At 69.7% G+C, this 15,268-nt stretch carries 16 protein-coding genes; 3 read left to right on the forward strand and 13 right to left on the reverse strand.

Annotated elements, in window-relative coordinates; genetic code table 11:
• Positions 1–2: 2 nt before the first annotated feature.
• The 4 genes from AB5J56_RS18500 to glmS all read right to left on the reverse strand — a co-directional run bounded on the left by AB5J56_RS18500 (position 3) and on the right by glmS (position 4,732).
• Entirely contained in the window at positions 3–1,433 is a 1,431-nt protein-coding gene (locus AB5J56_RS18500) for an NAD(P)H-hydrate dehydratase (protein WP_369233854.1), read from the reverse strand.
• Positions 1,434–1,473: 40 nt separating this feature from the next.
• Positions 1,474–1,845, reverse strand: a complete 372-nt coding sequence (locus AB5J56_RS18505) for a holo-ACP synthase (protein WP_369233855.1) — start codon at positions 1,843–1,845, stop codon at positions 1,474–1,476.
• A gap of 29 nt (positions 1,846–1,874) precedes the next feature.
• Positions 1,875–2,729, reverse strand: coding sequence for a hypothetical protein (locus AB5J56_RS18510; protein WP_369233856.1), 855 nt, complete (start codon positions 2,727–2,729; stop codon positions 1,875–1,877).
• A gap of 155 nt (positions 2,730–2,884) precedes the next feature.
• Positions 2,885–4,732 (reverse strand): glutamine--fructose-6-phosphate transaminase (isomerizing), encoded by a 1,848-nt coding sequence (gene glmS / locus AB5J56_RS18515; RefSeq protein ID WP_369233857.1) that lies wholly within the window; start codon positions 4,730–4,732, stop codon positions 2,885–2,887.
• A 168-nt stretch (positions 4,733–4,900) separates the two neighbouring features.
• On the opposite strand from glmS, the gene coaA reads away from it, so the two are divergent.
• Together coaA and AB5J56_RS18525 are read left to right on the forward strand one after the other, a co-directional pair.
• Positions 4,901–5,890, forward strand: a complete 990-nt coding sequence (gene coaA, locus AB5J56_RS18520; protein ID WP_369233858.1) for a type I pantothenate kinase — start codon at positions 4,901–4,903, stop codon at positions 5,888–5,890.
• 16 nt (positions 5,891–5,906) lie between these two features.
• A complete protein-coding gene (locus AB5J56_RS18525; RefSeq protein ID WP_369233859.1) occupies positions 5,907–6,851 on the forward strand; it encodes a DUF389 domain-containing protein in 945 nt (314 codons plus the stop codon).
• Here AB5J56_RS18525 and glmM read toward each other — a convergent pair.
• The 3 genes from glmM to rplM form a co-directional block, all read right to left on the reverse strand.
• Positions 6,848–8,206 (reverse strand): phosphoglucosamine mutase, encoded by a 1,359-nt coding sequence (gene glmM / locus AB5J56_RS18530; protein WP_369233860.1) that lies wholly within the window; start codon positions 8,204–8,206, stop codon positions 6,848–6,850. The genes AB5J56_RS18525 and glmM overlap by 4 nt on opposite strands.
• 160 nt (positions 8,207–8,366) lie before the next feature.
• Positions 8,367–8,894, reverse strand: coding sequence for a 30S ribosomal protein S9 (gene rpsI / locus AB5J56_RS18535; RefSeq protein WP_369233861.1), 528 nt, complete (start codon positions 8,892–8,894; stop codon positions 8,367–8,369).
• Between the two features lie 44 nt (positions 8,895–8,938).
• Complete coding sequence (gene rplM, locus AB5J56_RS18540; RefSeq protein WP_369233862.1) at positions 8,939–9,382, reverse strand: 50S ribosomal protein L13; 444 nt, start codon at positions 9,380–9,382, stop codon at positions 8,939–8,941.
• A gap of 383 nt (positions 9,383–9,765) precedes the next feature.
• Between rplM and AB5J56_RS18545 the strand changes: the two genes are divergently transcribed.
• Positions 9,766–10,644, forward strand: a complete 879-nt coding sequence (locus tag AB5J56_RS18545) for a hypothetical protein (RefSeq protein ID WP_369233863.1) — start codon at positions 9,766–9,768, stop codon at positions 10,642–10,644.
• 28 nt (positions 10,645–10,672) lie between these two features.
• On the opposite strand, the gene AB5J56_RS18550 is transcribed toward AB5J56_RS18545, so the two are convergent.
• The 6 genes from AB5J56_RS18550 to rpsM form a co-directional block, all read right to left on the reverse strand.
• Positions 10,673–11,425: a polyprenol monophosphomannose synthase gene (locus AB5J56_RS18550; RefSeq protein ID WP_369233864.1), complete on the reverse strand. Its 753-nt coding sequence runs from the start codon at positions 11,423–11,425 to the stop codon at positions 10,673–10,675.
• Between the two features lie 55 nt (positions 11,426–11,480).
• On the reverse strand, positions 11,481–12,338 hold the full coding sequence (gene truA / locus AB5J56_RS18555) for a tRNA pseudouridine(38-40) synthase TruA (RefSeq protein WP_369233865.1): 858 nt from the start codon (positions 12,336–12,338) through the stop codon (positions 11,481–11,483).
• 71 nt (positions 12,339–12,409) lie between these two features.
• Positions 12,410–12,904 carry a 50S ribosomal protein L17 gene (gene rplQ, locus AB5J56_RS18560; protein ID WP_356131426.1) on the reverse strand — a complete coding sequence of 165 codons (495 nt, stop codon included), beginning with the start codon at positions 12,902–12,904 and terminating at the stop codon, positions 12,410–12,412.
• Between the two features lie 116 nt (positions 12,905–13,020).
• Positions 13,021–14,043: a DNA-directed RNA polymerase subunit alpha gene (locus AB5J56_RS18565; protein ID WP_003966937.1), complete on the reverse strand. Its 1,023-nt coding sequence runs from the start codon at positions 14,041–14,043 to the stop codon at positions 13,021–13,023.
• 228 nt (positions 14,044–14,271) lie between these two features.
• Positions 14,272–14,676 (reverse strand): 30S ribosomal protein S11, encoded by a 405-nt coding sequence (gene rpsK, locus AB5J56_RS18570; RefSeq protein WP_003956432.1) that lies wholly within the window; start codon positions 14,674–14,676, stop codon positions 14,272–14,274.
• A 67-nt stretch (positions 14,677–14,743) separates the two neighbouring features.
• Positions 14,744–15,124, reverse strand: coding sequence for a 30S ribosomal protein S13 (gene rpsM, locus AB5J56_RS18575; protein WP_266455950.1), 381 nt, complete (start codon positions 15,122–15,124; stop codon positions 14,744–14,746).
• Positions 15,125–15,268 lie beyond the last annotated feature (144 nt).

Genomic DNA, 15,268 nt, shown 5'->3' on the forward strand with positions numbered 1-15,268 from the left:
CCTCAGGCCCGCACGTCCCGCCAGGCCTCCGGAATGGCGTCGGCCACGTCGTGGGCCCCGGCGGGCGCCCCGTCCGAGGCGAACCGCCCGGCGAGCCCGTGCAGATACGCGGCGACGCTCCCTGCGTCCAGCGCCCCGAGCCCGGCGGCGAGCAGCGACCCGGCGAGCCCCGACAGCACGTCCCCGCTTCCCGCGGTGGCCAGCCACGACGTCCCGGTCGGGTTCACCCGCACCGCCCCGCCCCGGTGGTCGGCCACGAGCGTGGTCGCCCCCTTGAGCAGCACCGTCGCCTCGTAGCGGGCGGCCAGCTCCCGCACGGCCGACAGCCGCGCGCCCTCGACCTCGTCGCGCGGGACGCCGAGCAGCGCGGCGGCCTCCCCCGCGTGCGGGGTCATCAGAGTGGGCGCCGTACGGGCGCGTACGGCATCGCGCCCCGCCAGCCGCAGCCCGTCCGCGTCGACGAGCACGGGCACGTCCATGCCGATCACCTCGGCCACGGCCTGCTCCTCGTCCCCGGCCCCGGGCCCGACGACCCACGCCTGGACGCGCCCCGCCTTGGTGGGCGACCCGCTGGACACCAGCGTCTCGGGGAACCGGGCGATCACCGCGTCCGCGGCGTGCCCCACGTACCGGACGGCTCCCGCGCCGCCGCGCAGCGCGCCGGAGACGGCGAGCACGGCCGCCCCGGGGTAGCGCGCGGACCCGGCGGCGATGCCGACGACCCCTCGCCGGTACTTGTCGCTGGCCGCGCCCGGCAGGGGCAGCAGCTCCGCCACGTCGGCGTGCTGGAGGGCCTCCAGTTCGGCGCCGTCGGGCAGGTCGAGCCCGATGTCGACGAGCCGCACCGCCCCCGTGTACTCCCGGCCCGGATCGATCAGCAGCCCCGGCTTGTACGTACCGAAGGTCACCGTCAGATCGGCCCGCACCGCGGCGCCGTGCACCTCGCCGGTGTCGGCGTCGACGCCGCTCGGCAGGTCCACGGCGACGACGGCCGCACGGGACCGGGCAGCGGCCTCGGCCAAGGGGGCCGCATCGGCACGCAGCCCGCCCTTGCCGCCGATCCCCACGATCCCGTCGAGGACGAGGTCGCCGCGGCGGATCGCCTCCTCGCCGGCAGCGGGCTCCGTCACCCGGCCGCCGGCCCGGCGCAGCGCGGCCAGTCCCCCGGCGTGGGTCCGCTCCGGGGCGAGCAGCACGGCGGTCACGCCCGCACCGCGACGGGCGAGCCGAGCCCCCGCGTACAGGGCGTCACCGCCGTTGTCCCCGCTGCCCACCAGCAGCACGACCCGGCTGCCGTAGACCCGCCCGAGCAGGTCGCCGCACGCCGCGGCGAGCCCGGCGGCGGCGCGCTGCATCAACGCACCCTCCGGGAGCCGCGCCATCAGCTCCCGCTCGGCCGCCCTTACCGTCTCCACGCTGTACGCAGTCCGCATGCCACCGAGTCTTCCGTACCCGGCGCGCTTCGCGCAGGAGCTACCCCTCCGCGATCACCACCGCCGAGGCCACGCCCGCGTCATGGCTCAGCGACACGTGCCACGACCGCACCCCCAGCTCGGCCGCCCGCGCCGCCACGGTGCCCGTCACCCGCAGGCGCGGCTGTCCGCTGTCCTCGACGTACACCTCGGCGTCCGTCCAGTACAGGCCGGCCGGGGCACCGAGGGCCTTCGCCAGGGCCTCCTTCGCGGCGAAGCGGGCGGCGAGCGAGGCGATGCCCCGGCGCTCCCCGCTGGACAGCAGCAACTCGCTGTCCCGGAACAGCCGTTGCGCCATCCCGGGCGTCCGCTCCAGCGACGCCGCGAACCGGTCGATCTCGGCCACGTCGATTCCGACCCCGATGATGCTCATACCGGGCACCCTACGGTCTGGCCGCCTGCCTACTGAACGTCGACGAAGTCGCCGGTCGCCGATTTCGAGCCGGTGGTCGTGGTGCCCGCGAAGGAGAAGCGGTAGTAGCCGTCGACGCCCGCCGTGGTGGTCGTGCTCAGGGCGCCGGTGGTGCTGGAGTTGACCGTCTTGAGGGTGCTGTAGGTGCTGGTCCCGCTCTTGCGGAACTGCAACTGCACCGGCTGGGTGGAGTAGCCCGCGTACTTGCCCGTGGTCCAGTTGGCGCGGCTCAGCTTGCCGGTGACGGTGACGGTCCTGCCCTTCCTCACCGGTTCCGGGGAGGCGTTGACGGTCAGCGTGGCGGCGCGCTTCAGCTTGGTGGTGGCGACGTCGTCGTTGTAGCTGGCGTTCGCGTAGAGGTCGTAGGCGCCGAGGAACAGCTTCCAGGTCCCCGCGACTCCGTTGCCGTCCGCGAAGTCCTTCGCGGGGTCGATGTCGAAGACCGCCTTGCAGCTGTAGACGCCGAGCTGGGTCGTCGACTCCGTGCAGGTGGGGTCCTCGACCGGCCCGAGGGAACCGGTGATGGTGTCCACGTTCGAGCTGTCGGTGCCCTGCCACAGGAAGGCCTGGGTGAGGGCGATGCCGCTGTCGTTGGAGGCGGTGTACGTGACGGTGACGGACTTCTTGGTGCTCACGCCGAGCACGATGTCCTTGCCGCCGTTGATGACCGCGTTCGTGAACTTGGTGGCACCCAGCGAGTCCTTCGGAAGGACGGTCTTCGCACCGAAGGCCCCGAGTTCCGCCGACACACCGGGGCGCTCCGTCGCCTGCGCGGCGGCCGGAAGAACGAACACCGAAAGAACGACGGCGCCGGAAAGAGCGACCGCAGCAGCGCGCACGCGCATGGAATCCCCCACAGTGAAGTCGAGAGGCCTCGCCGAACTAGCCCCCCGGCCAGGCCTGTTGAGGCCTTGCACGGTACATAACCGGGGGTGATCCGTCATCAGACTGTGAGCGGGATCATGCCGGCGACGAAGGACCACGGCGAGGCCCGCCGCACCTACTCCACGGTCACCGACTTCGCCAGGTTCCGGGGCTGGTCCACCTCGTTGCCCCGAGCCGTGGCCAGCTCGCAGGCGAAGACCTGGAGCGGCACCGTGGCGACCATCGGCTGGAGCAGCGTCGGCGTGGCGGGGATGCGGATCAGATGGTCGGCGTACGGGACGACCGCCTCGTCGCCGTCCTCCGCGATCACGATCGTCCGCGCACCCCGCGCCCGGATCTCCTGGATGTTCGACACGATCTTGTCGTGGAGCACGGACCGCCCCCGGGGCGACGGCACGACCACCACGACCGGCATGTCCTCCTCGATCAGCGCGATCGGCCCGTGCTTCAGCTCGCCCGCCGCGAAGCCCTCGGCGTGCATGTAGGCCAGCTCCTTCAGCTTCAGCGCGCCTTCCAGGGCGACCGGATAGCCGACGTGCCGGCCGAGGAACAGCACGGTGTTCTTGTCGGCGAGCGACCGGGCCAGCTCCCGTACCGGCTCCATCGTGGCGAGCACCTGCTCCACCGAACCCGCGATCTCGGCGAGGTCCCGGATCACGGCCTGGATCTCGTCGCCCCACTTGGTGCCGCGCACCTGCCCCAGGTACAGCGCGACCAGGTAGCAGGCCACCAGCTGCGTCAGGAACGCCTTCGTCGAGGCGACCGCGACCTCCGGCCCGGCGTGCGTGTACAGCACGGCGTCGGACTCGCGCGGGATCGTCGACCCGTTCGTGTTGCAGATCGCCAGCACCTTGGAGCCCTGCTCACGGGCGTGCCGCAGCGCCATCAGCGTGTCCATGGTCTCGCCGGACTGGGAGATGGCGATCACCAGCGAGCGGGAGTCGAGGATCGGATCGCGGTAGCGGAACTCGCTCGCCAGCTCCACCTCGCACGGGATCCGCGTCCAGTGCTCGATGGCGTACTTGGCGATCAACCCGGCGTGGAAGGCCGTACCGCACGCGATGATCACGACCTTGTCGACCTCGCGCAGCTCGGAGGCGGAGATCCGCACCTCGTCGAGCGTCAGCGAGCCCGCCGCGTCGATGCGGCCCAGCAGGGTGTCCGCGACGGCCTTCGGCTGCTCGGCGATCTCCTTGAGCATGAAGTAGTCGTAGCCGCCCTTCTCCGCGGCGGAGGCGTCCCAGTCGACGTGGAACGAGCGCACCTCGGCGGGCGCGCCGTCGAACCCGGTGACCGTCACCCCGTCCCGGCGCAGCTCCACGACCTGGTCCTGCCCCAGCTCGATCGCGGAGCGCGTGTGGGCGATGAAGGCGGCGACGTCCGAGGCGAGGAAGGCCTCGCCCTCGCCGATGCCCACCACGAGCGGCGAGTTCCGCCGCGCACCCACGACCACATCCGGCTCGTCCGCATGCACCGCGACCAGCGTGAACGCGCCCTCAAGGCGTCGGCACACCAGCCGCATCGCCTCCGCGAGGTCCGCGCAGGCCGAGAACTCCTCGGCGAGCAGATGCGCGACCACCTCGGTGTCCGTCTCGGAGGCGAGCTCGTGCCCGCGCTCGGCCAGCTCGGCGCGCAGCAGGGCGAAGTTCTCGATGATGCCGTTGTGCACGACGCAGACGCGGCCCGCGTTGTCCAGATGCGGGTGCGCGTTGGCGTCCGTGGGCCCGCCATGGGTGGCCCACCGGGTGTGCCCGATCCCCGTGGACCCGGTCGGCAGCGGCCGGTCGACGAGTTCCTTCTCCAGGTTGACGAGCTTCCCGGCCTTCTTGGCCGAGGCCAGCCCGCCGTCCGCGAGCACGGCGACACCCGCCGAGTCGTACCCCCGGTACTCCAGTCGCTTCAGTCCGGCCATCACCACGTCAAGCGCCGACTGCGACCCCACGTATCCCACGATTCCGCACATGCGCCGCAGCCTACGGGCCGACGCCCGCCCCAACAGGGCTCTTCCTGCCCGATATCGGAAATTCCCACGGCCGTACGAAGCCCACGCGCGGCCCTTGCCACCACCGGGCCGTGGCCCGCGTGACGGACCCCACCCCCCATCCCGTCCATACTCCCGTAACAATGGACTGTGATCTCTCCGGTCTCCTCGCCGCCGCGGAGCGCCCACCGGCCCAAGCCGGAGGCGACTCCTTACGTCGACCTCACCCGTGCCGAGTGGAGTGCGCTGCGTGACAAGACGCCGCTCCCGCTGACCGCCGAGGAGGTGGAGAAGCTGCGCGGCCTGGGCGATGTCATCGACCTGGACGAGGTGCGGGACATCTACCTCCCGCTGTCCAGACTTCTCAATCTGTACGTCGGCGCCACCGACGGCCTGCGCGGCGCCCTCAACACCTTCCTCGGCGAGAAGGGCTCCCAGTCGGGCACCCCCTTCGTCATAGGAGTCGCGGGCTCGGTCGCGGTCGGCAAGTCCACCGTGGCCCGCCTCCTCCAGGCGCTCCTCTCCCGCTGGCCCGAGCACCCGCGCGTCGAGCGGGTCACCACGGACGGCTTCCTGCTGCCCACCAAGGAGCTTCAGGCGCGCGGTCTGATGTCGCGCAAGGGCTTCCCGGAGTCGTACGACCGCCGGGCGCTCACCCGTTTCGTCGCGGACATCAAGGCGGGCAAGGACGAGGTGACGGCGCCCGTCTACTCGCACCTGATCTACGACATCGTCCCCGACCAGCGGCTCACGGTGCGCCGCCCCGACATCCTCATCGTCGAGGGCATCAACGTACTGCAGCCCGCCCTGCCCGGCAAGGACGGCCGCACCCGCGTCGGTCTCGCCGACTACTTCGACTTCAGCGTGTACGTCGACGCCCGCACCGAGGACATCGAGCGCTGGTACCTGAACCGTTTCCGCAGGCTGCGCGAGACGGCCTTCCAGAACCCCTCCTCGTACTTCCGCAAGTACACCCAGGTCTCCGAGGAGGAGGCGCTCGACTACGCCCGTACGACCTGGCGGACCATCAACAAGGTGAACCTGCTGGAGAACGTGGCCCCCACGCGCGGCCGCGCCGCCCTCGTCGTACGCAAGGGACCGGACCACAAGGTGCAGCGGCTGAGCCTGCGCAAACTCTGACGGCTACCCTGCGGGCATGCTGCATCTGCGCCTGATCACCCCGGCCGACAGGACCGACGACGTGGTCCGCCTGATCGAGAAGACGGTCGGCACCACGCATCTCGTCGTGATGCCGGGCGCCGCCCGCAACCCCGTCGGGGACGTGGTGATGTGCGATGTCGCGCGCGAGGCGGGCGACGAACTCATCGGCGGCCTACGGGGGTTGGACCTCGACAAGACGGGCTCGATCGCGGTCGAGAACATCGACCTGTCGCTGTCGAGGCGCGCCGACAAGGCCGAGGAGGAGGCGCCGGGCGAGGGCGCGGACGCGGTGCTGTGGGAGCAGCTGCGGGACGCGACGCACGAGGAGTCGACGCTCAACGTCACCTACATCGCGTTCCTCACCGTCGCCACGATGCTGGCGGCCTGTGGTGTGATGCTCGACAACGCGATCCTGATCGTGGGCGCGATGGCGGTGGGCCCGGAGTTCGGCCCGCTGGCCGGGATCTCCACGGCCCTTGTACAGCGCGCCCCGCAGCTGGTGTGGCGCTCGCTGTGGGCGCTGCTCGCCGGATTCGCGGTGGCGATGGTGCTGACGGCGGGCTTCAGTTGGCTGCTGGACGCCTTCGGGCTCTTCGAGAGGTCGATGGTGGAGGCGCCCCGGCCCAACACGGCCTTCATCTGGAAGCCCGACTGGATGTCCTTCGTGGTGGCGTTCCTCGCGGGCATCGCCGGGACGCTCTCGCTGACCTCCGCCAAGTCGGGCGCCCTGATCGGCGTCGCGATCTCGGTGACCACGGTCCCGGCGGCCGCGAACGCCGCGGTGGCCTTCAGCTACACGGACTACTCCCAGATGTGGGGCTCCAGCAAGCAGCTGTTGTTCAACCTGCTCGGCATCGTGATCGCCGGAACGCTCACGCTGCTCGCCCAGAAGTGGTTCTGGGCGAGGCAGCGCAGGGGCCCTGTCGGCGGGATCGGCTAGCCGAGCGCCGACTTCACCACATCCGCGAGCCGCCCGGCGACCGACCGTGCCTGGTCGATATCGGCGGCCTCGACCATGACGCGGACGAGCGGCTCGGTGCCCGAGGGACGGAGCAACACCCGTCCGGTGGAGCCGAGTTCGCGCTCGGCGTCGGCGACCGCGGCGGCCAGTTCGGCGGAGGTCCTCACCCGCGACCGGTCGACGTCCGGCACGTTGACGAGCACCTGCGGCAGTCGCTCCATGACGGACGCGAGGTCCTGGAGCGTACGGCCGGTCTGGGCGACCCGGGCGGCCAGCATCAGGCCGGTCAGGGTGCCGTCACCGGTGGTGGCGTGGTCCAGGATGATCACGTGCCCGGACTGCTCGCCACCGAGGGCGTAGCCGTGCTGCTTCATCTCCTCCAGGACGTAACGGTCGCCGACCGCGGTCTGGATGAGGTTCAGGCCCTCGCGCTCCATGGCCAGCTTGAAGCCCAGATTGGACATGACAGTCGCGACAACGGTGTCGGAGCGCAGTGCGGAACGCTCCCGCATCGCCAGCGCGAGTACGGCCATGATCTGGTCGCCGTCGATCTCGGCGCCCGTGTGGTCCACGGCGAGGCAGCGGTCGGCGTCGCCGTCGTGCGCGATGCCGAGGTCGGCGCCGTGCTCGACGACGGCGGCCTTGAGAAGGCCCAGGTGCGTGGAGCCGCAGCCGTCGTTGATGTTGAGGCCGTTGGGCTCGGCGCCGATCGTGATGATCTCGGCACCGGCGCGCGAGAAGGCCTCGGGCGAGACACGGGCGGCGGCGCCGTGCGCCTCGTCCAGGACGATCTTCAGCCCGTCGAGACGGTTGGGCAGGACACCGATGAGGTGGGCGACGTACTGGTCGAAGCCCTCGGCGTACGACTTGACGCGGCCGACTCCGGCTCCGGTCGGACGGCTCCAGGGGGCGCCGGTGCGGTGCTCGTCGTAGACGGCCTCGACCCGCTCCTCCAGCTCGTCGTCGAGCTTGTGGCCGCCGCGCGCGAGGAACTTGATGCCGTTGTCCGGCATCGCGTTGTGGCTGGCCGAGAGCATGACGCCGAGGTCGGCGCCGAGCGCACCGGTGAGATACGCGACCGCGGGGGTGGGCAGCACGCCGACGCGCAGGACGTCCACGCCCGCACTCGCGAGGCCCGCGACCACGGCGGCCTCCAGGAACTCCCCGGACGCACGCGGGTCCCGCCCGACCACTGCCACCGGCCGGTGGCCCTCGAACGAGCCTGCCTCGGCGAGTACATGTGCCGCCGCCACGGAGAGTCCGAGCGCCAGCTCGGCCGTCAGATCCGCGTTGGCGACACCGCGCACGCCGTCCGTGCCGAAGAGTCGTCCCACTTGTCCTCCCGAGGTACTTCAGAATTCGGATTTCATCCGATCACACAAGCCTTTGAGGGCCTTGTGCCGTTATACGCCCAAGCCTGTGATAAACGAACGCCCCGACGGCACACAGCGTGCCGCCGGGGCGAACGGTCGTACGAAAAGCAGCAGGCGGTGATTAACGCTTGCTGTACTGCGGGGCCTTACGGGCCTTCTTGAGACCGGCCTTCTTGCGCTCGACCGCACGGTCGTCGCGCTTGAGGAAGCCGGCCTTCTTGAGGGCGCCGCGGTTGTTGTCCACGTCGGCCTCGTTCAGCGCACGGGCGACACCGAGACGGAGCGCACCGGCCTGACCGGAGACGCCGCCACCCGAGATGCGGGCGATGACGTCGTAGCGGCCCTCGAGCTCGAGCACCTTGAAGGGCTCGTTGACTTCCTGCTGGTGCACCTTGTTGGGGAAGTAGTCCTCAAGGGTGCGACCGTTGATCTTCCACTTGCCGGTGCCCGGGACGATCCGGACGCGGGCGATGGCGTTCTTGCGACGGCCCAGGCCGGCCGCGGGCTGCGGGTCGCCGAAGCGGCCCGCGAGCGACTCCGAGGTGTACTCGCCCTCGACGGGCACCTCGGACTCGGTGGTGTAGCTCTCGATGTCGACAAGCTCGGTCTCGGTCTCTTCGACCGGCTGCTCAACGGTGGTCTCGGCCACGATGCTCCTCAGATTCTTTTCTGTCTTTGGGGGTGTGGCCGGAACTACTGCGCGACCTGGGTGATCTCGAACGGCACCGGCTGCTGGGCAGCGTGCGGGTGCTGGTCGCCCGAGTAGACCTTCAGCTTCGAGAGCACCTGACGGCCCAGGGTGTTCTTGGGGATCATGCCCCGGATGGCCTTCTCGACGGCCTTCTCGGGGTTCTTGGCCAGCAGCTCGTCGTAACGGACGGAGCGCAGACCACCCGGGTACCCGGAGTGGCGGTACGCCAGCTTCTGGGTCTTCTTGTTGCCCGAGAGGTGCACCTTGTCGGCGTTGATGATGATGACGAAGTCACCGGCGTCGACGTGGGGGGCATAGATCGGCTTGTGCTTGCCCCGCAGGATGTTCGCGGCAGTGGTGGCCAGACGGCCCAGGACGACATCCTGGGCGTCAATGACGTACCACTGGCGAGTGATGTCGCCGGGCTTAGGGCTGAACGTACGCACTTCGTAGCCTTCGCTTCTTCAGTGGATGGGTCCTGACACATGGCATCACTGAAGCGATCGTGCAGCTGGGGACGACAGTGCCGGGAACGCAGCCCGTATGCCGCCCACTGGTAACTGCTCCAGGGAACCTACGTACGGGCCCATCGCGTGAGAACGACCAAGCCGATACGCATAACAAACCGCAACACTACCCGCGCCGCCCCGGACGGGTCAAAACGCGGGACGACGACCCCCTGGCGAAGCCTTCTCGGGCACCCGGGGAAGCCGCTCCATCCGGAGCATCCGGAGATGTCACTTTTGCCGTTCTCCCCAAGGGTACGACGGAGACAGGAGCGGCCTCCGGGGCGGAACGGCACCCCCGCGCCCCGTCTAAGATGCGGCCCATGAGCTATGGGCAGGGGGAGCCCCCGTGGGATCCCTGGAAACCGGGTTCCCAGCAACCGCAGTGGGGCAACCAGCGGGGCGGGACGCCCGACTGGGCGGCGCTCGCCGAGGCGTCGGAGTCGCGCAACAAGCGGCGCAGACTGCTGCTGATCATGGGCGGAGCATTCGCCACCCTGGCGATCGGCGCTGCCGTCGCCATGGCCGTGGTGAACTCGGACGGCAACAACACGGCCTCGAACAAACCCACCGGTGACCTGCCGCCCTCCGCTGCCATCCCGAGCGACAGCGCCGCGCAGGACCCCACGTTCGAGCCGACGACGGCCCCTCCCCCGCTGGACCCGATGGACTTCATATCCAGCGTGCAGAAGGACACGGCGCCGCTCAGCCCGGACATCCTCTTCCCGGGTTCACAGCTGACGGTGGGTGACCGCGTCTACCGCAAGGGCCCGACCGCCTCCACGACGAAGTGCGCCACCGCGGTACAGCGCACACTCCCCGCGGTGCTCACCAAGAACGGCTGCACCCGCGTGATGCGCGTCACGTACATCAAGGACGGCATCGGGGTGACGGTCGGCGTCGCGCTCTTCGACACCGCCGAGCAGGCGACCAAGGCCAAGAAGGAGACGGACGACAAGAGCATGGTCACCTCGCTGTCCGGGCAGGGCGTCGGCGCCTTCTGCCGTACGGCGATCTGCCGCACGACCACGAATTCCTACGGCCGCTACGCCTACTTCACGATCTCCGGGTTCACCAGCGGCAAGGACGTGACGAAGAAGGACGCGAAGGTCTTCACGACCGGCGACGACCTTCAGGACTTCACGTTCCGGCAGATCCGCCGCCGCGGCGAGGCCCAGGCGTCGGCCGCCGCCAACGAGTAACGGTGGGCGGCGGCCGAGTGCACGGTCGCTACTTGTTCCTCATCCGCAGCCGGATCGGCACCACCGCCGACTCCAGCTGCGTGCGCAGCGTCATCTTCGAGACCCCCTCGGTCCGCTCCTCGAAGCGGATCGGGATCTCGACGGCGCTGTGACCTGCGCGTACGGCCTTGTACTTCAGCTCCACCTGGAAGCTGTAGCCCGCGCTGTCCAGCGTGGCCAGGTCGACATCGCGCAGAGCCGCCGCCGTCCACAGGTTGAACCCGGCGGTGATGTCCCGGATCTTCGTGCCGAGCACCGTGCGCGCGTACCGGTTCGCGAACCGCGACAGCAGGACCCGGTGCACGCCCCAGTCCTCGTCGAGCGCGCCGCCCTCGACGTACCGGCTGCCGACGACCAGCCCCACCCCGGTGGCCACGGCCGTGCCCAGCATCTGCGGCACCGCCTCCACGGGATGGCTGCCGTCGGCGTCCATCTGCACCACGTACTGCGCGCCCTCGTCGAGCGCGGCGCCCATACCCGCCGTGTACGCCCGCCCCAGGCCGTCCTTCTCGGTGCGGTGCAGCACGCTCATACGGCGCCGCCCGTCGGCGTTGTACTTCTCGGCGAGCTCGTCGGCGATCCGCCCGGTGCCGTCCGGGCTGGAGTCGTCCACGATCTTCAAGTGCAGCCCGCCGAGCGGCAGTTGCAGCACCGCCTCGGCCATTCTCGGCAGGTTCCCCGCCTCGTTGTACGTCGGCATCACCACCGTGACCGCCGCGTCCGCCCCCACGTCGTTCGTCATGCCATCTCCCCGTGGACCATCTGACTGGATCATCCCGACCATGATCGCTTCTCGGTCAGCAGCAACCGGCCCCGGGCAGGCTCCGCTTGTTGCGCGCCTCCTTGTTGCGCGCGGCCAGCAACTCGTCGGCGGGGTAACCGACTTCCTCCAACGTCAGCCCGTGCGGCCGTACGACATGCACGGCCGAGTCGCGAACGCCGGCGGCCAGCACCTTCCCGGGCCAGTCGGCCGGGCGGTGCCCGTCCCCCACGAACAGCAGCGCCCCGATGAGCGAGCGCACCATGTTGTGGCAGAAGGCGTCGGCCCGCACGGTCGCGGTGATGATCCCGTCCTCGCCCCGCACGAGACTCAGCTCCTGGAGCGTACGAATGGTCGTCGCGCCCTCGCGCTTCTTGCAGTACGCGGCGAAGTCGTGCTCCCCGACGAGCTTTTGGGCAGCCTCGTTCATGACGTCGACGTCCAGCGGCCAGTCGTGCCAGAGGACGTGATTGCGCAGCAGGGGGTCGACGCCCCCGACGTTGTCGGTGACGCGGTAGGCGTACCGCCGCCACACCGCCGAGAACCGCGCGTTGAACCCGGCGGGGGCCTCGGTGAGGGACCACACCCGCACATCCTTGGACAGCCGCCCGGCGAGCCGCTTCAGCAGCTTCTCGCGGTGCTCGGCCCAGAGCCCCTCCGGCAGGTCGACGTGCGCCACCTGCCCGCGCGCATGCACCCCGGCGTCCGTGCGCCCGGCCACGGTCAGCTCGTACGTCGTCTCCCGGGACCGCGTCACGGTCCGCAGGGCGTCCTCGATCTCGCCCTGCACGGTCCGCCGCCCCCCGGCCTGCTTGGCCCACCCGGAGAACTCACTGCCGTCGTACGACAGGTCCAGCCGCACCCGTACGAACCCGGGCTCTACCTCGTCACTCACCCATCGATCCTCTCAAAACGCGAAAGCGGGCCCGCCCCGAAGGGCGGACCCGCTCAAACGCGAGCCGAAGCTCAGGCGTCCTTGGACTCGTCGCCCTCGGCGGCAGCCGGAGCAGCGTCCTCGACGACCTCGGCCTTGGGGGCCTCGGTGTCCTTCGCGGCACGCTTGGTGGCGGCCTCGGCCTCACCCGTGGCCTGCTGCGCGACGGTCAGCGCCTCGACCAGCTCGATGACAGCCATGGGCGCGTTGTCGCCACGGCGGTTACCGATCTTGGTGATACGGGTGTAGCCACCCGGGCGGTTCTCGTAGCGCGGGCCGATCTCGGTGAAGAGCGTGTGCACGATGCTCTTGTCCGTGATCACCGAGAGCACCTGACGGCGGTTGTGAAGGTCGCCCTTCTTCGCCTTGGTGACCAGACGCTCCGCGTAGGGACGCAGGCGGCGGGCCTTGGCCTCGGTGGTGGTGATGCGGCCGTGCTCGAAGAGCGACTTCGCGAGGTTCGCGAGGAGCAGCTTCTCGTGCGCGGCGCTGCCGCCCAGACGGGCACCCTTGGCAGGCTTCGGCATGGTGTTTCTCCTAGGTGTCTGCCCCGGCCGTATCAGGTACCGAGGTCAGTGTCCGAGCGGGCGGATGCCCGTCGAAGATCCGGGGGTCTTCGCGGGACCCCCGGAGATGGAACAGATCAGTACTGCTCGGTCTCGACGAAGCCCGCGTCCGCGTCGTCGTCGGCGCCGAAGGCGTCGGCGGCGGCGGTCGGGTCGAATCCGGGCGGGCTGTCCTTGAGGGCCAGGCCCATGCCGGCCAGCTTCGCCTTGACCTCGTCGATGGACTTCGCACCGAAGTTGCGGATGTCCAGCAGGTCGGCCTCGGAACGAGCCACGAGCTCACCCACGGAGTGGATGCCCTCGCGCTTGAGGCAGTTGTACGACCGGACGGTGAGCTCGAGCTCCTCGATCGGCAGGGCGAGATCAGCGGCAAGGGCGGCGTCCGTGGGGGACGGGCCCATGTCGATGCCCTCGGCGTCGATGTTGAGCTCGCGGGCCAGACCGAACAGCTCGACCAGGGTCTTACCGGCCGACGCCATGGCGTCACGGGGACGCATGGCCTGCTTGGTCTCGACGTCGACGATCAGCTTGTCGAAGTCGGTGCGCTGCTCGACACGGGTCGCCTCGACCTTGTAGGTGACCTTGAGAACGGGCGAGTAGATCGAGTCGACCGGGATGCGCCCGATCTCCTGACCGACCTGCTTGTTCTGCACCGCGGAGACGTAGCCGCGACCGCGCTCGACGGTCAGCTCCATCTCCAGCTTGCCCTTGCCGTTGAGCGTGGCGAGGACCAGGTCGGGGTTGTGCACCTCGACACCGGCCGGGGGCGCGATGTCGGCGGCGGTGACCAGACCCGGGCCCTGCTTGCGCAGGTACATCACGACCGGCTCGTCGTGCTCCGAGGAGACGACCAGCTGCTTGATGTTGAGGATCAGGTCGGTGACGTCCTCCTTGACGCCCGGCACGGTGGTGAACTCGTGCAGCACGCCGTCGATACGGATGGACGTGACCGCCGCACCCGGGATCGAGGACAGGAGGGTCCGGCGCAGGGAGTTGCCGAGGGTGTAGCCGAAGCCCGGCTCCAGCGGCTCGATCACGAACCGGGAGCGGAATTCGTCGACGACCTCTTCGGTCAACGAGGGACGCTGAGCAATCAGCATGTTGCGATCCTTCAGTCATGGACGCCCGCTATTTGACGTCCTGCTGTTACTGCAAGGGTACGGGCGATACAGCCCTTTTACGGAGCCGTACCGCCCGAAAACCCAAGAACTACCGGCCGTGCGTCAGACGCGGCGGCGCTTCGGCGGACGGCAGCCGTGCTGCGACATTGTGGGGGATAACCCCCACGCCCCCAGCCGACCGAGAGTCACCCGCCGTGAGCCGGTGCGTCAGACGCGGCGGCGCTTCGGCGGACGGCAGCCGTTGTGCGGGGTGGGGGTGACGTCCTGGATGGAGCCGACCTCGAGGCCAGTGGCCTGGAGGGAGCGGATCGCGGTCTCGCGACCGGAGCCCGGGCCCTTCACGAAGACGTCAACCTTGCGCATGCCGTGCTCCTGCGCGCGACGGGCGGCCGACTCGGCGGCCATCTGCGCGGCGAAGGGGGTGGACTTGCGCGAGCCCTTGAAGCCGACGTGGCCGGCGGAGGCCCAGGAGATCACGTTGCCCGAGGGGTCCGTGATCGAGACGATGGTGTTGTTGAACGTGCTCTTGATGTGCGCGTGGCCGTGAGCGACGTTCTTCTTTTCCTTGCGGCGCACCTTCTTGGCAGCGCCCTGACGACCCTTGGGGGGCATCTATTTCTCCTACAGGGAGGTGGTCGGTCCTACAGCGAAGACCGCTTGGTAAAGCGTCCGCTGAGGACTACTTCTTGCCCGGCTTCTTCTTACCGGCGATGGCGCGACGCGGGCCCTTGCGGGTACGAGCGTTCGTGCTGGTGCGCTGACCGTGAACGGGCAGGCCACGACGGTGGCGAAGACCCTGGTAGCAACCGATCTCGACCTTGCGGCGGATGTCGGCCTGCACCTCGCGACGGAGGTCACCCTCGGTCTTGAAGTTGGCGTCCACGTACTCGCGGATGCGGACCAGCTCCTCCTCGGAGAGGTCGCGAACGCGGGTGTCGGGGTTGACGCCGGTCTCGGCCAGCGTCTTCTGCGAGAGGGTCCGGCCGATGCCGAACACGTAGGTCAGGGCGACCTCCACACGCTTTTCGCGCGGGATGTCAACACCGGAAACGCGTGCCATTCAATGGCTCCAGTTGTCGTTCGGAGGTCTTCCACGAAACCGGTTCCCGGTCGCCGTATGAGGTACGAATCGGGTCCCCGGCCTCCGACCGGGGGTGTCGGACGTGCGAGACACGTCCGGGTTCCGCGTATGAACATGTACTAC

It is taken from the genome of Streptomyces sp. R21, from assembly GCF_041051975.1.
Lineage (GTDB): Bacteria > Actinomycetota > Actinomycetes > Streptomycetales > Streptomycetaceae > Streptomyces.

What these genes read in the sequence shown, in the direction of transcription:
- AB5J56_RS18500 (WP_369233854.1), bottom strand. Translation starts at nt 1,433, where the DNA reads ATGCGGACTGCGTACAGCGTGGAGACGGTAAGGGCGGCCGAGCGGGAG.
- AB5J56_RS18505 (WP_369233855.1), bottom strand. Translation starts at nt 1,845, where the DNA reads ATGAGCATCATCGGGGTCGGAATCGACGTGGCCGAGATCGACCGGTTC.
- AB5J56_RS18510 (WP_369233856.1), bottom strand. Translation starts at nt 2,729, where the DNA reads ATGCGCGTGCGCGCTGCTGCGGTCGCTCTTTCCGGCGCCGTCGTTCTT.
- glmS (WP_369233857.1), bottom strand. Translation starts at nt 4,732, where the DNA reads ATGTGCGGAATCGTGGGATACGTGGGGTCGCAGTCGGCGCTTGACGTG.
- AB5J56_RS18525 (WP_369233859.1), top strand. Translation starts at nt 5,907, where the DNA reads ATGCTGCATCTGCGCCTGATCACCCCGGCCGACAGGACCGACGACGTG.
- AB5J56_RS18545 (WP_369233863.1), top strand. Translation starts at nt 9,766, where the DNA reads ATGAGCTATGGGCAGGGGGAGCCCCCGTGGGATCCCTGGAAACCGGGT.
- AB5J56_RS18550 (WP_369233864.1), bottom strand. Translation starts at nt 11,425, where the DNA reads ATGACGAACGACGTGGGGGCGGACGCGGCGGTCACGGTGGTGATGCCG.
- rplQ (WP_356131426.1), bottom strand. Translation starts at nt 12,904, where the DNA reads ATGCCGAAGCCTGCCAAGGGTGCCCGTCTGGGCGGCAGCGCCGCGCAC.
- AB5J56_RS18565 (WP_003966937.1), bottom strand. Translation starts at nt 14,043, where the DNA reads ATGCTGATTGCTCAGCGTCCCTCGTTGACCGAAGAGGTCGTCGACGAA.
- rpsK (WP_003956432.1), bottom strand. Translation starts at nt 14,676, where the DNA reads ATGCCCCCCAAGGGTCGTCAGGGCGCTGCCAAGAAGGTGCGCCGCAAG.
- rpsM (WP_266455950.1), bottom strand. Translation starts at nt 15,124, where the DNA reads ATGGCACGCGTTTCCGGTGTTGACATCCCGCGCGAAAAGCGTGTGGAG.